Genomic DNA, 12,874 nt, shown 5'->3' with positions numbered 1-12,874 from the left:
GGACCGGATGGCTATGAGACAATCGCATCTACGAGATGCCCTTCTGCGTGTACCGATGGAACCCTGAGCAAGTCCCATTCTGTCACTCAGACAGGGCATTTCGTCTATCCCTCATCCCCCGGACAGGTACAAATCGGTGGATCGAGGCTTAAGAACCTCGACGATCGGACTCCACTGACCGATCCACGCGATCTCGCCAATTTTCGCGACGGGCTATGCCGTGCCTTGACCACTCTCGACGCCATCGGTACCGGGGCCGTGCCGCTCCTGATCGACCAGTTCTACCTCGAGCCGCCACTCCCTGAGGTCAATGCATACGCGGCGGGCAACGCGCTGCGATTTCTCGCAGTCCCATCCGACTACGACGAGATGGCCACGATCGCTGCCGACCGCAGCCTGGGATCAGGACGAGCCGCCGTCCTCGAATGGATCATCAAGCAGGGACCCCCGAAGGCCTCCAACTCGTCGTCGACCAAATCGACGACCCCAGCGTCCGAGCCCTCGGCATCAAGTACATCCGGCAGTACAAACCGCTACCCAGCGGACTTCGACCAATCATCGAACGGTACCTCGACGATCCCGACAGCGAAGTACGTAAGCAGGCCAAAGCAACACTGAAGAAGCTACCGACGTAACCGACGACCCCGAGCCACGTGACGCGCAGCGGATGGGCGACCCAGCGCCCGAACAAGCACGCACACACCAATCGCTGATCAACACATCTGTTCAACCATGTGCAGAAGATCGTCGAATTTGGCTATCTCCCTCGCCGACATCCTTTCGGACACCGGTTCGAGTCAGAACACTTTGGTGGAGGCAATCCGAAGCAACTCGAAACTTGAGCAGACGTCAAGAAAGTGGCGTGAACTGCAAGAACGGATCAGATCATCACCGCATAGGTCGCCCCAGACTGACCCCGACAACACGTCACCACGCTCCAGACGCTTCCTGACGGCCACCGACACAGCCGAGATCGTGCAGGCCTACGAAGCCTGCCACTCCACCCAACGCATCGGTAGTCGCTACGGCATGTCCAAAGCTCGCGTCGCCACCATCCTCCGCGAACAGGACGTTCCGCTCCGCCGCCAGGGCCTCACGGACGAACAGGTGAGCGAAGCCGCGAAGCTCTACGACGACGGCAGGTCACTGGCTCGGCGTCCACTTCGGCGTCTCCCACGCCACAATCGGCAATGTGCTTAAGCGTCGCGGCATCCTCCTGCGGCCGCGTCCAGGCTGGTGAAGCTATGACTCCTTCTCGAACTCACCGAGCATGGCCCTCAGCACCGGTATCAGCTCCGACACGTCCGTCGTCGCTGCTGTCCACACAATCGAGCTGTCTACCTGAGCGTACCCATGGACAAGGACATTGCGCATACCAATAATCTTGTGCACGTGCGGTATTCGACCAGCCATATCCTCATCGACTCTCCGAAGGTTGCGAAGGGCCTCTCCGATGATCTCCATTTGGCGCTCGGTCGCAGACTCCAAAAGTAGGTTACCGACGTAGCCATCGAGCGAGACCTCGCCGAGGAATGACCGCGCGTTTCGCGCGGCGGTCAGCGCGTCCCAGATATAGGCGGCCGAACGGTTTTCAGGGCGCGTAGACATCTTCAGCGCTGTCGAAGATGGACTTGGCGACATAGGGATTCTTCACCGCGTTGGCCACGACGAGGTCAACATCGCACTCAACGATCTGTTCGAGCGCCGTCTTGAGGTCGAAGTAGTCATGAAACGCGTTTTCGCGGCCGGTCTTGAACTCCACCAGGAAATCGACGTCGCTCCGGTCCGGATCAAAGGTCTCGGTCAGTACCGATCCGAAGATCCGCAACCGATCGACCCCATACCGCACGCACACAGCAGCGATCGCTTCCGTGTCGAGCGGGATCGCGGTGGTCATGCGTTCAGTCTCTCAGACTCTGAGCCGCATTTCGACAATCAGACTGACCCGGCAGCAGGCACTGACATCTCATCCTGCCCGCGACACGCGGATACAGAATCGGCGACAACCTGCAATGCCATCACCACCGCAACCCCAAGGTTGACCACCAGGCTGCACCACGACACCCAGTCGGATGCCGGAGGCAGACCGTCTCCCCAAATCAGAAACTCGCCGAACCACGCGATTGCTGCAGCAAGGACCAGAGCAAGCGCGCCGTGGCTACGATCCAACTGCAACCCGGTCACCACGCCCCACAGCACCACCAGGCACAGACTGATGCCAAGTGCCCATTCAGCCACCGGCCAACGGTCGAGCGTGTCCACCAGCCAGCCGACGACCAGTATCGCACCCAGAACTACCGCCAGTTTTCGCGAGATGAACCAAGCAGGCTTCGCACGCCAACCAGCGTCAAAGCCACCGATCTCGAGTAGCATTCTGCGGATCGTCGACCGCCAAGTGAACCGGAGGCCATCGAGCAGAGCAAGAGTGAGGATCAGACACATCGCCAACATCGCCACATAGCCGAACCCGATGAGGATGAGACCAAGTCCAGGGCTTGCATCATTGATCCCGCCGAACTGCTCATCGAAGAACGGGCTGGGACGCCACCACTCCACCGCGATGTTCACCAGCAGCATAACCACGGAAACCATCAGCGGGCGGCAGAAACGACCCATGCGTCGCGACCACCAGATGGCGAACTTTCCTGCAAATACTTGACGCGCGCGGAGGGTAGCCACCATCACCCGCCGAAACTCGCAATGATCCGCGACTAACCCCAGCCACACTGCGATCAGTCCCGCTGCAACTCCAACAACACCGCCATACAGTGCTTCAGCACCAGAGTTGGAGCGCACGACCAGGAATAGCGCGAAGACCGGACTGAACACGAAAAAGGGTAAGCCCGGGCCTCGAATCGATTGCACAAGTGCGATACGAATGTCGCGAAGCGCATCACCCATCGTGACGTTCGCGTGCATGTCGTCCAGTTGTCGACGCATGTCCCGCATAGTATTGCGGGCATGCGACATATTCGTGTCGCCTCATCGACAGTGGAGGGCCCACCGACCTCAGCGGTGGCTTGTTACCAACCGCGATTGGCGGCCATGCTCCAGGACTGACAGGACGCCACCGGCGCGACGTCCAGATTAGAGCACAGCAAACCTGCGGTTCGAGTACGGACCTTTACCTGTCCGATCTGTGGAGCTAGGGAGAATCGAACTCCCGACCTACTCGATGCGAACGAGACAACCTGGGAGTTTGCAGGCGTTGGCACCGTTGGTTGCCGTGAGAATGCGCAGGTCAGAGCGTTGGCAGTGTTGGCCGCCGTTGGAGGTTTGTGAATCTACTGCGGACGCACTGCGGACGGTCACCCTGTCGTGAGTCGCCCTATCGCCTCGTAGTGGTGTAGGCGTCCACGCACAAGGTGTTTCTCGATGGCGCCGTCAACGTCGAACTGTTGGCCGTGCCAGGTGATGCGCATGGTGGCGTCGGCGGGGTTGAAGTCGGCGGAGCGCGACATGACCATCTGGTAGCGCTGGACCACGGTGTCGCGGCCTGCACCGAGTTTTTCGTCGGTGCCCAGCGGCCAGACTTCGGCGGCGACGGTCTGCTGCACATGGTCGATGATGTCGTTGCCGAAGTCATCCTCACCGACGACGACCGACGTTTCGAGGGTCACCTTGTCGTGGAAGATCATTGCGCCCTCTTGCGGTAGCGGTTCAACACGAACAGTTCGGCCAACGTCCAGCCGGTGAATCCGCCGTTGACCGCTACCGAGCCGGTGGTGGTGGCGATCTGTTCGGGGTTGGCGACGAGTCGTGCGGTCGCGGTAGTGATGACTGCGGCGATGTCGTCGGCGGGGTCGGGGGTGAATCCGTTTCCTCGGGTGTAGGCGCGGGCCATCGCGGTCACGATGGTGACGTGCTGCCCGGCCAGGGCGACGAGTGTGGTGTCGTCGCCCTGGCCGAGGAATGCAGCTACGTCCGCGCCGTCTGGCGCAGACATCACGCCGCCGTGAGGATGGTGACGGCCTTGGGCTGCAACAGCGCGAGGTCGTAGCGGGTGACGACGCGCAGAGCCACTTCATCGGTGTCGAAGTAGCGGGAGCTATCGACGGTGATCGACGGCGCCATGTCGCGGGCCACGGCCACCAAGCTCATGTCCACGAGCGCAGCCTTGCCGGTCGGGATTTGCGCGGTCACGGTGACCGGCACACCGAACAACACTTCCTGGCCGGTGGCGGTCAGGTCGGGCTGCAAGATGTACTTGCCGCTGGTGTCTTTGATCTTGCGGATCGCCAGGTAGTCGGCGGGCGAGAGGAACCAGCGGTTGGGCTTGACCTCGTTGGCGCGGGCAATGCCGATGCCGTCGAGCAGGCTGTCGGTCTTGGTCGCGTCTAGGACGCCGGTTGCCACGCCAGGCTGATTGAGCAGACCCCGGATGGTGTTGGAGTTGCCGTTGCCGGTGAACAGGGCAACATCGAGTGCCTTGGCGGTGTCGGTGGCGAGTCGCGCCTTGAGGATCGCGTCAAGAGACTGCGCCGACGAGCGCAAGACTTCGGAGGTCACACGCGAGATCACCTTGAGGGACTTGAGGGTCGAGGGCAGCATGGAAACTTCGTCGAGTCCGACCGAGCTCTCGGGGATCTGTGCGCCTTCACCGACGAAGCCGACTGTCAGGCCGGATGCAATGCGCGGGATGCGGATCGGTCCGTTGGTGTCGATGATCTTCGGACCCGAGGCGAGGAACACACTCTCGCTCTCGAGGGGCTGCACCAGCAGGGATTGGATCTCCGTCTGTTGCAGGGTGGGAAAGGTTGCGGTGGTCTGTGTTGCCACGATGGTCTCCTGAAGAGAGTTGAAGGGAGTGGTCACCTTCGCCACCAGGACGAGACAAGGGGCCGGATTCCAGATCCGACCCCTTGAGTGTCCCACATTGTGAGACGGATGGTTAGTTGCCTCGGAGAATGTTCAGCAGGTTCACGCCGTCGCTGGGCTTGCTCGCCCCCTGCCCGATGTCCCCGGCGATCCGGCGTGCTGCCAGATGTGGTTTCGCGGTGAGCAATTCGTCGATGGCCGCTGTCAGACTGTCGGCGTCGTCAAGATGGTCCTCGTCGAACGGCAGGTCGGTCGGGTCAGCGAGCTTGCCGGTCTGCTCGACCAGGGCCGTGTGCAGTCGGTGAGCGAGATTGTCGGCGCGCTGGGCACGCTGACGGTATCTGCCGTTCTCCTGCCGCAGTTTCTCCACGTAGGCGCGGTCGAACGTGTCGGGTTCGCTTTCAGATTCCGAATCCGAATCGGTGGCCGCGTCGAGGCTGTCCGGCTCCTGGACATCCTGGTCATCTGTGGTCACGTCGACCACGGTTCCCTCGTCGGTCACCGTATCCCCTTGGCTCGTGCTGTCTTCCATGTCTCTCGAATCCCTTCTGCGATAACAGGTTTCGGGGTGCAGGTGCATCCCTTGTGATGTTGGAACGGGTGTTCTGCGGGCCAGACGCGGCCTTCACGCCACCACCAGGTGCAGAGTTGGCAGGCATTGGCTGACTTCTGCCGTACCCACCCTTTCGTTTTGCCTGACCGAATCATGTTGTCGGAATAGGCGTTTGCGGCTGCTTCCAATGGTTCAGCCCGTGCCAGACGCGCCACGATCGCTGCCGGTACAGGGGAAGCATCAGCGACCTCGAGGACCGTGGTCGCGGCCTTGGCCAGCCGGTCGAGATCATCGGGTGCAGTAACTCCGGTGACCGGAGCAGCTTCACCGAGTTGCGTCATCATCTCGGCGGCGAACGCCAGGTCTGCGAGCGCGAACGCTTGCCCGTTGCTGACCGCGATAGCCGACGCGATGTACTGCACACATTCGTCACGTGACAAGGCACCAGACAGAAACGCCCGATAGGCGGCGAGGACTTGACGCTCGGATGCTTCGGAGAGCCGTATCAGGCTGTCCCGGTAGGTCACGACACCAACTTTCCGAGATCGACGGCCATGCTGTTGAGGCTGTCACCGCGTCGTGCAGCGGCAATCTCGGTGACCTCGGTATCGGAGTAGCCCAACCGCTTGAGCGCGTACGACGCCGGGAGTAGACCGGCCTGGTAGAGCTTGACCACGGCGTCGGCCTCCTGGGCGATGGAGCGGGTCGCGGCGTCAGCCCACGTCACTCGAACGTCGACGCGTTGCGGGTCGGCACCATCCCGAACGGCGACCATCAGCCGCGCCACGTCTTCCCAGGCTCGACCGAACGAGGCTTGGCGCGCTTCGGCGCGAGCAGTCAGGCTGGCCTCAGCAGCACGCAACGCATCAGCAGATGCCGGGGTGTCTGACAACTGCCCGACGTAGTGGGCCGGGAGCGCGGACACGGCCATGATCTGACCGAGCAGCACGTCGACCGCAGTCGAGTAGCCGTCCAATCCTGCGGCCTCCAACTGCCCGAACCTGGTGGAGTCGCTCTCCGAGACCATCGCCCTGTCACCCTCGGGAATCGGATTGACCGCTTCGGTCTCCCCGGTCGGATTGCCGTTGTCGTCGAGAACATCTCGCTCTTCGAGTTCGATGCCGGTGGCCCATCGGCGCGGACGACCCACAAACTCGGAGGTGACCATCAGGTCGGTCAAAACCTTATTCAGACCATCGACCAGGGGCCGTAGGTCGTCGATCTCCGACACACCATCGTCAAGCAGCCGATCCGAGTTTTTCAGCCGCACGACCGGCACCATTCCGAGCGGGTTCGGCAACGTCTCGACCACAGTGAAGCCTGCCGTCGTCGCGCCGGTCTGCTCGGCCCGTAGCCGGATGATTTCGGTCGGCAGGAACACTGTTGCTTCGGTGGTTTTCGCTGTCTCCCAACGCTTTACAGCGGCAGTGATCCGCCGAGTACCAGGGTCGGTGAGGACCGCAACCTGCTTGGCACTCTCGACGGTCACCTTCGGACGCCCGAACTGATCAGCCCAGACGATGACGTAGCTCGATCCGAGTAACAAGGCTTCCCGGTGAGCGATCCCGGAGTCCTGGTCGAGATCGTTACGCAACCAATCCGGCCACACGTCGGCCCCGGTGAAGCCGGTAACCCGCAGGCGCTCAGCGAGACTCGTGACGGCCAGCCGAGGCAGGTTCGTTGCCAGCCGTCCGAACCTGTCACCGAGCGCTCGACGAGACTCGGGCGACAAGTACGCGAGCGGTTGTCTGCCGGCGTAGTAGCGGTCCAGATCGGCGTACTTGGCGGCGGGTTCGTCGATCCTCTGCAACAGGGTAGTGAGTAGATCGTCGTTCATTTCTTCTCCTTCGATTAGGCGAATGATCTTGTCTTGCTTCGTTTTTTGTGGGTTGCGCGCCAGGTAGTGCGCGAATGGGCCATGACGACCGTGACCGCCAGGTCGATACGTCGGCGTGACCCCCGCTTCTCCTTCGCCAGCCGAACACCGCGCGGGTCTTCGGTGACAACAGCATTGGCGATGTGGCGGGCAAGTCGGGGATCTCCCGAATGCGTTAACTCCCCATTGATCGCCGCCTGATAGGTGTCAGTCGTCGCTGGCGTCAGTCGCGCGGGGGTCTGGTTGAACTCGACCATCGGTAAGCCCTCGTCAGCGAGCAACTGGATCGAGCGAGACCAGCGAAATGGATCGCAGACGACCTCAACAACCCGCCATCTCTTCGTGGCGTCCCTGATGGCTTGCTCGACTTCGAGGATCGGCACCCGGTAGCCGTCATCACCGTCTGGCGGCTCCCACAGCCCCACCACATCGAAATGCGGCTGCGCGGAAACCGTGGCGACCGTCAACGCCGTCGCATCACCGTTGAAGCTGCCATCAAGAGACAGCACGACTGTCGAGCCGTCCGGCACCCCCTCGCCAGTCGACAGCCGATCCCACACGCCCGGAGGCAGGAACGAGGCATCATCGTGCTCCACCCACTCAGCAAGGCGGGCACGACGAAACTCCGACTCCCGCGTGCGGGGAGGCAACGCAGCGCGAAGATGGTCACGGCTCACCAGATCATCAAGGCCAGGATTCGCAGCCAGCCAGCAGCACTCGCAGTCCACCGGATGCGTAATGTCGCCAGAGAACTCGACCAGCCGAAAATCCGGGTCGTCAGCCCGCGCTCGCCCATCGAGAACAAGATCGAGCATCGGAGAGGCATCACGCCACGATGGCGGCGACGGCGTGCCGATCATCAACATCTGAGACTCCTCCCGCTTACCGGTCGAGTGCAGCAGCGATTCGTAGGCGTCCTTGCGGACGAAGCCGATCTCGTCAGCGATAGCGAGGGACGCGTCCTCGCCCTCGATGCGATGCGATTCGCCAGGGAGAGCAACCATCGTGGAATCGGAGCGCTCGACAACAATCCGATCCCGATACACACGGCACCGAGACGCAAGATCCTCGTTCAACTCGACCATCCTCGCTGCCGTCGCCAACATACGAAGCGACGACCGCTCATCCTGGGCGACCACGACAGCGCGGGCACCCTCAATACCTGACGCGAACACATGATTGAGAGCTAGCGCCGCAGTCAGCGTCGACTTACCGCTACCTCGCGGCACGACCCACAACGCCATCTTCGGGCGGTCATCGAGCAGCGTCCCGACGAGATCCCGCTGCCAATCACGAACTCGGAGCTTCGCCCGCGCGCCCCTACCCTTCGGCGTCGTGACGAACTTGTCGCAGAACCGAACGAACCGCTCCGACGGCACCAGCGATCGAGGACGAAACGGCAGTTCAGAGGTGTCAGCAGCCGCCTTCGGGCCAGCCTTCACAGGTACCCCCTAGGGGTGTGTAATGCACTCGATGCCTTGCCCTCGGGTTTCGGTCCGCTTACGGTTACCCTATCCCCCCTGGTCAGAGGCTTGGTCGTGCCTCTCGCTGCACCTCTGGTCCGGTTACAGGGTCCGCATACGACGTCGATGTCTCGGAGGCGGATCGGCTTGCCGGCGTTGTGTCGTCGCCAGGCTTCGGGGCTGTGGTCGGCTTGGAGGTCGGTGGTCGATCCGCAGTCGGTGCAGAACGGTTGGAGCTTGCGGGCTTTCGCGGACAGGCGTCGCCATCGGGAGTTGTAGCCGCGCTGGTGGGCGGTCTGGTGGTGTGCGTCGAGTCGGTGGTCGGGGCACCGGGACTGGTCGCTGGGTTTGCCGCAGGTGAGACATGGTTTAGCCGGCATTGTTGTCTCGCATTTCGTCGCGTTCGGCGTAAAAGCTGTCGAGGGCTTCGTTGAGCGCCAAGAGCTCGTCGGCGGTGAGGTCGCGGAGTTGGTGGCTGAGCATCATGATCCGCTTGACTGTGCGCCCTCGGACGCGGCGTTCTTCGGTCTTGCTGAGAGGGCGGGCGTGGTCGGGCATGTCATTCGGTGTCATCGTGGGCTCCTTCGATGGTGTCGGTGATGGCGTGGTGTGCGTACCAGAGCGGTGAGAACCAGGTGGTGGTGCGGGGTCGGGGCATCAGTCACCGGCCTCGGTCAGTCGGGCTTGGCGTAGGAACTCTGCTCGGTCCCACACTCGGCCTCGTCGGTCTGCTCGTGCCTTGAGTCGTTCGAGCCATTCGTTGTATGCGGTGAGCACGTCAATCTCGAGGCGCTGCCACGCGAATAGTTCTGTGCAGATTGATTGGTCCCAGAACGGGTAGCGGGGTAGCTCGAGGATGCTGTCGCGTGCAGACTGGTCGAGCACGTCGCGTTCCTCCTGTGGAAGCTCGAACCAGAACGCGAACCGGGGATCGTCTTCTCGGCGCATCATGCGGCCAAGTCCTCTCGGGTCAGATGGCGTCGGACAAAGGTGGCCCACTGCGTGTAGGGCAGCCACGTCTTGTCCATGAGGTGCGCGGTCCAGCTCAGGAGTTTCGCGTGGCTGTTGGCCCGACTGACGTCGAACCAGTAGTCGTCACGAGACGGGTGAGGATCACAGGCTTGGTGGTGCGCTTCCCATGGGGTGCGGAGTTCGTAGTCGGGGATCTCGGCTGCGGAGATGTACGTGCCCTTGAGTTCGGCGAGCTTCCGGTCTGCTTGGTGGTGCTGTTTCTCAACTCGCCAGGCGTCGTGCTTGTCGACGTGGATGTAGCCGGTGCCCGGTTTGATGGGCTGTTTGCACTGGTCGCAGGTGATTTTGACTGTTGTCATGGTGGTTTCCTTTCGGGGGACGGGGCTGACGGTCGTCAGGGATTGTCAGGGCTGTTTGTGCTGGTCACGGACCTGACGATGGGCTGACGGTCGTCAGGGGGGTGTCCTCCTGACGTGGCGTCCGTTGGGTAGGTCGGCGACCTGGATTTCACCGGCCTCGGCGAGCAATTGGATGGCAGGCTCGAAGTGTTCCCGGAGGCGCTGAGTTATCCCGCTGCGAAGTTCGGATGCCGCGACAGGCTCGTCGCCGAGGCGTCCGAGCACCTTGTCGGCGACGTGGCGGACTTCCGCGTCCGAGGTGAGGATGACGCGCAGCGCATTGGTGTGGGCGGTGTCGGCGACGGCCCGTTTACGCTCGCGTTCGATGGCTGCGGTGATGGCGTCGCGCGTGCGGTCGGAAACGTCCATGACGTAGCCAGCGAGCCGCCAGTCCTCGTCGTCGATCTCCTTCCGTTTGTCGATGACTGCCAGGGCCGCAGATACCTTGATCCGGGTGAGGTAGCGGTGACCGTCGAGTGGGTTGACGGTCGAGTCGCCGCGTAGGACACGGCGTCGATGTGACCGAACCTCGGTCCAGATATGACGCGGTACGTGAATCGTCCTGGCGGGCCAGCGGTAGTCGGCGGGTTCAAGTGGCGCGATGTCAGCGGGTGGAATGTCAGGTGCATCAGGGTCAATAACGGGTAGCCACACAAACCGCTGCGGTGTGCCTCCTCCTGCGTCGTCAATGAGGGTTCCGGCCCGTTCGGGCTGGATGCCCACCGACAGGCAGGCCCGGTAGGTGTGTGGCTGCACGACGCGGCGATGTTCCTTGCTGGCGTTCTGCGCGCCCAGGGTTTCTCCCATGGCGAGTTTGCGTAGTTCCGGGTAAAGCGTTGCGCCACTACGCCCGCCGAGGACGTTGAGCGTGTCAACTTCACTGGCTGTGAAGATGACACTCTCTGGCGTGTTCGCCGCTGCCTCTTGATCGTTCGGGTCGCGGTAGAAGGTGGCCGCGAGTCCTTCACCGGTTCCGATAGGGAGTTCGCTAACGGTGGTGGGCCAGCAGCGTCGTGCTGCGGCGTCGCTGGTGCCCTTGCCGTGGCCGGAGCGTCCGACGAATCCGACGAACAGATTCAAGCTGGCTTGCCCGCCGACGATGGCTGGGATGGTGACCGATGGCGGTATATCGGCGATGGCGCGAAGCATCACGCCGCCGAGTAGCGCCCAGGGGCCGACGAGGCACATTCGGGCGTATTCCCGTATGCGCGTGAGGGATTCGCGGGACTTCCAGAAATCGTCGTCGGTGCTGATCTCGCGGGCGAGGATCTCCAGGGCGGTGGGCGATAAGTGTTGTTTCATCGGTGGCGGCTCCCTGGTCCGATGCGGGGCGGTGTCAGCTTGCCGAGACGTGTGCAGGTCCAGTTGTTGTGGCCGTGCTCGTCAGGTTTGTAGCAACCGCAGGATGGGGGCTTTGGTGGCTCCCACCGTTGAGGCGGAAGGCATCGGTGCGCGAGAGGATCTCGAATCCACGCGTTGCAACCGCTGCACTGGATCGGTTCGAGTCGTGCCGCGTATCTGGCGCGGCGTCGGTGTGCTGCGATAGAGTCGCGGTAGGTCCACGCCTTGACCTTCTGAGCGGCCTCGTCACCAGCGGGGCCGTTCTCTTTTTGGTTGGTCATCTACGCGCTCTCCTTCTCGGCCTGCTCGAGCCACGCCTGAACATCGGTTGCCGCGTAAAGCACACGCCTGCCAACCTTGAAGGATTTGGGGCCTTTGCCGATGTGTCTCCAGTACCGGACCGTCTCGGGCGAGGTCCGCACGAGTTCCGCCACTTCGGCGGTAGTCATGTAGGTCACTCCTGTTTCCTTCCGTAGGTGGGTGTGACTCGTTTAGGAAACATTGCCAACGGTGACCAAAGCAAGTACCGTTATTCTCGTTTAGGAAACCGCAGTTCAGGAGATGTGATGCCCAGACCGAAACCGCAGCGCGCCATTGGCGGCGAGGAGAACCTTGCGCGTCGGATACGTCGAGAATTGACGGCGCGAGCGTGGACCCCCGCCGAACTTGCCCATCGGATGACAGATGCCGGATGCCGAATTGGAACATCCTCGGTCTACAAGATCTTGGACACCGAGAAACCTCGGACCATATCCGTCGACGAGTTCATCTCTCTTGCAAGTGTTTTCGACACAACAACGGATGAGTTACTGACTCCGGTCGAGGCACTAGAGCAGCGTGAAGTTCAGGAACTCTTAAAGGATCTCGATGCCGGAGAACGGCAGATGCTTGACGGCGTTATGCGGTACTTCGAGGCGACATTCAAGCTGCTGCAACTAGCAGGTGATGAGCCAGAGCTCTACGCGTACGTCAAGAATCACCACTGGCGGCGCGCGCCCAGTGATTCGGGTGCGACTCCGCTGCTTCATGTGGTCACCGATGACGGTGAGCGGGTTGACGTCGATGACAGCGCCTTACGTGAGGGTGTGGCGGGTTTGTACGCGGCGATCGTTGAGCAGGCTGGTCGCGCCGTGCTGGCAGGTGACGGTGATGAGGCGTAATCGCAGAGCTGGTGTCGAGGATCGTTGGCGGAAAGCTGACGGTTCACCGAGTGCGGCCGATGGCAAGGGGAAGCGTTGGCGCGCAAGGTATGTCGACGATGCGGGCCGGGAACACGCGCAGGGATTTGTGCGCAAGGTTGACGCGCAACGATGGCTGGACGAGGTGACCTCGACATTCGTCACGGGCAGTTACGTTGATCCTGGTGCAGGACAGGTCACGGTCGGGCAGGTCTACGCCTCATGGTCAGCAGCTCAGTCCCACATATCGCCGAAGACGGCAGCGACGCGGCGCA

General features: G+C 62.1%; 17 protein-coding genes, 1 tRNA gene and 1 pseudogene. 3 read left to right on the top strand and 16 right to left on the bottom strand.

The window, feature by feature from the left end:
- Window positions 1–225 precede the first annotated feature (225 nt).
- Window positions 226–618 (top strand): hypothetical protein, encoded by a 393-nt coding sequence (locus B3T59_RS07985; protein WP_287001950.1) that lies wholly within the window; start codon window positions 226–228, stop codon window positions 616–618.
- Window positions 619–1,242: 624 nt separating this feature from the next.
- Here the strand turns inward: B3T59_RS07985 and B3T59_RS07980 are convergent.
- The 16 genes from B3T59_RS07980 to B3T59_RS07905 form a co-directional block, all read right to left on the bottom strand.
- A complete protein-coding gene (locus tag B3T59_RS07980; RefSeq protein ID WP_287001949.1) occupies window positions 1,243–1,608 on the bottom strand; it encodes a DUF86 domain-containing protein in 366 nt (121 codons plus the stop codon).
- On the bottom strand, window positions 1,592–1,897 hold the full coding sequence (locus B3T59_RS07975; protein WP_251722668.1) for a nucleotidyltransferase family protein: 306 nt from the start codon (window positions 1,895–1,897) through the stop codon (window positions 1,592–1,594). Before B3T59_RS07975 ends, B3T59_RS07980 begins: the two co-directional genes overlap by 17 nt.
- A gap of 38 nt (window positions 1,898–1,935) precedes the next feature.
- A complete protein-coding gene (locus B3T59_RS07970) occupies window positions 1,936–2,940 on the bottom strand; it encodes a hypothetical protein (protein WP_287001948.1) in 1,005 nt (334 codons plus the stop codon).
- 200 nt (window positions 2,941–3,140) lie between these two features.
- Window positions 3,141–3,226: transfer RNA gene (locus B3T59_RS07965), tRNA-Ala, on the bottom strand.
- A gap of 82 nt (window positions 3,227–3,308) precedes the next feature.
- Window positions 3,309–3,638: a phage head completion protein gene (locus tag B3T59_RS07960; protein ID WP_287001947.1), complete on the bottom strand. Its 330-nt coding sequence runs from the start codon at window positions 3,636–3,638 to the stop codon at window positions 3,309–3,311.
- On the bottom strand, window positions 3,635–3,946 hold the full coding sequence (locus tag B3T59_RS07955) for a hypothetical protein (RefSeq protein WP_287001946.1): 312 nt from the start codon (window positions 3,944–3,946) through the stop codon (window positions 3,635–3,637). The genes B3T59_RS07960 and B3T59_RS07955 overlap by 4 nt, the downstream gene beginning before the upstream one ends.
- The gene (locus B3T59_RS07950; RefSeq protein ID WP_287001945.1) at window positions 3,946–4,779 is read right to left on the bottom strand and encodes a phage major capsid protein; all 834 of its coding nucleotides are present in this window, start codon (window positions 4,777–4,779) and stop codon (window positions 3,946–3,948) included. Before B3T59_RS07950 ends, B3T59_RS07955 begins: the two co-directional genes overlap by 1 nt.
- A gap of 112 nt (window positions 4,780–4,891) precedes the next feature.
- The gene (locus B3T59_RS07945) at window positions 4,892–5,320 is read right to left on the bottom strand and encodes a hypothetical protein (RefSeq protein WP_287001944.1); all 429 of its coding nucleotides are present in this window, start codon (window positions 5,318–5,320) and stop codon (window positions 4,892–4,894) included.
- Window positions 5,317–5,898: a hypothetical protein gene (locus B3T59_RS07940; RefSeq protein ID WP_287001943.1), complete on the bottom strand. Its 582-nt coding sequence runs from the start codon at window positions 5,896–5,898 to the stop codon at window positions 5,317–5,319. The genes B3T59_RS07945 and B3T59_RS07940 overlap by 4 nt, the downstream gene beginning before the upstream one ends.
- Complete coding sequence (locus B3T59_RS07935) at window positions 5,895–7,208, bottom strand: phage portal protein (RefSeq protein ID WP_287001942.1); 1,314 nt, start codon at window positions 7,206–7,208, stop codon at window positions 5,895–5,897. The genes B3T59_RS07940 and B3T59_RS07935 overlap by 4 nt, the downstream gene beginning before the upstream one ends.
- Before the next feature lie 14 nt (window positions 7,209–7,222).
- Window positions 7,223–8,491, bottom strand: a complete 1,269-nt coding sequence (locus B3T59_RS07930; protein ID WP_313316496.1) for a terminase TerL endonuclease subunit — start codon at window positions 8,489–8,491, stop codon at window positions 7,223–7,225.
- A 588-nt stretch (window positions 8,492–9,079) separates the two neighbouring features.
- A complete protein-coding gene (locus tag B3T59_RS07925) occupies window positions 9,080–9,283 on the bottom strand; it encodes a hypothetical protein (RefSeq protein WP_287001940.1) in 204 nt (67 codons plus the stop codon).
- 84 nt (window positions 9,284–9,367) lie between these two features.
- Window positions 9,368–9,661 carry a hypothetical protein gene (locus B3T59_RS07920; protein WP_287001939.1) on the bottom strand — a complete coding sequence of 98 codons (294 nt, stop codon included), beginning with the start codon at window positions 9,659–9,661 and terminating at the stop codon, window positions 9,368–9,370.
- The gene (locus tag B3T59_RS07915; protein WP_287001938.1) at window positions 9,658–10,041 is read right to left on the bottom strand and encodes a hypothetical protein; all 384 of its coding nucleotides are present in this window, start codon (window positions 10,039–10,041) and stop codon (window positions 9,658–9,660) included. Before B3T59_RS07915 ends, B3T59_RS07920 begins: the two co-directional genes overlap by 4 nt.
- 93 nt (window positions 10,042–10,134) lie before the next feature.
- The gene (locus B3T59_RS07910; RefSeq protein WP_287001937.1) at window positions 10,135–11,382 is read right to left on the bottom strand and encodes a hypothetical protein; all 1,248 of its coding nucleotides are present in this window, start codon (window positions 11,380–11,382) and stop codon (window positions 10,135–10,137) included.
- Between the two features lie 320 nt (window positions 11,383–11,702).
- Window positions 11,703–11,870: a helix-turn-helix transcriptional regulator gene (locus B3T59_RS07905; protein ID WP_211545302.1), complete on the bottom strand. Its 168-nt coding sequence runs from the start codon at window positions 11,868–11,870 to the stop codon at window positions 11,703–11,705.
- Between the two features lie 27 nt (window positions 11,871–11,897).
- Here B3T59_RS07905 and B3T59_RS07900 point away from each other — a divergent pair, with 27 nt between their 5' ends.
- Window positions 11,898–12,581, top strand: coding sequence for a helix-turn-helix domain-containing protein (locus B3T59_RS07900; RefSeq protein WP_287001936.1), 684 nt, complete (start codon window positions 11,898–11,900; stop codon window positions 12,579–12,581).
- Window positions 12,571–12,874: pseudogene (locus B3T59_RS07895) on the top strand (site-specific integrase); the annotation flags it as partial. The gene B3T59_RS07900 and the pseudogene B3T59_RS07895, both read left to right, overlap by 11 nt.

The sequence above is a fragment of the Gordonia sp. UBA7860 genome (assembly GCF_002500165.1).
Classification (GTDB): domain Bacteria; phylum Actinomycetota; class Actinomycetes; order Mycobacteriales; family Mycobacteriaceae; genus Gordonia; species Gordonia sputi.
The sequence above is the reverse complement of the archived record's forward strand: the minus strand, read 5'-3'. Positions and strand labels throughout refer to the sequence as shown.

Bases quoted from the DNA above. Each gene is read 5' to 3' on its own strand.
- B3T59_RS07920 (WP_287001939.1), bottom strand. From the start codon at position 9,661: ATGATGCGCCGAGAAGACGATCCCCGGTTCGCGTTCTGGTTCGAGCTT.
- B3T59_RS07915 (WP_287001938.1), bottom strand. From the start codon at position 10,041: ATGACAACAGTCAAAATCACCTGCGACCAGTGCAAACAGCCCATCAAA.
- B3T59_RS07980 (WP_287001949.1), bottom strand. From the start codon at position 1,608: ATGTCTACGCGCCCTGAAAACCGTTCGGCCGCCTATATCTGGGACGCG.
- B3T59_RS07905 (WP_211545302.1), bottom strand. From the start codon at position 11,870: ATGACTACCGCCGAAGTGGCGGAACTCGTGCGGACCTCGCCCGAGACG.
- B3T59_RS07960 (WP_287001947.1), bottom strand. From the start codon at position 3,638: ATGATCTTCCACGACAAGGTGACCCTCGAAACGTCGGTCGTCGTCGGT.
- B3T59_RS07910 (WP_287001937.1), bottom strand. From the start codon at position 11,382: ATGAAACAACACTTATCGCCCACCGCCCTGGAGATCCTCGCCCGCGAG.
- B3T59_RS07955 (WP_287001946.1), bottom strand. From the start codon at position 3,946: ATGTCTGCGCCAGACGGCGCGGACGTAGCTGCATTCCTCGGCCAGGGC.
- B3T59_RS07935 (WP_287001942.1), bottom strand. From the start codon at position 7,208: ATGAACGACGATCTACTCACTACCCTGTTGCAGAGGATCGACGAACCC.
- B3T59_RS07925 (WP_287001940.1), bottom strand. From the start codon at position 9,283: ATGACACCGAATGACATGCCCGACCACGCCCGCCCTCTCAGCAAGACC.
- B3T59_RS07975 (WP_251722668.1), bottom strand. From the start codon at position 1,897: ATGACCACCGCGATCCCGCTCGACACGGAAGCGATCGCTGCTGTGTGC.
- B3T59_RS07930 (WP_313316496.1), bottom strand. From the start codon at position 8,491: ATGGCGTTGTGGGTCGTGCCGCGAGGTAGCGGTAAGTCGACGCTGACT.
- B3T59_RS07970 (WP_287001948.1), bottom strand. From the start codon at position 2,940: ATGCGTCGACAACTGGACGACATGCACGCGAACGTCACGATGGGTGAT.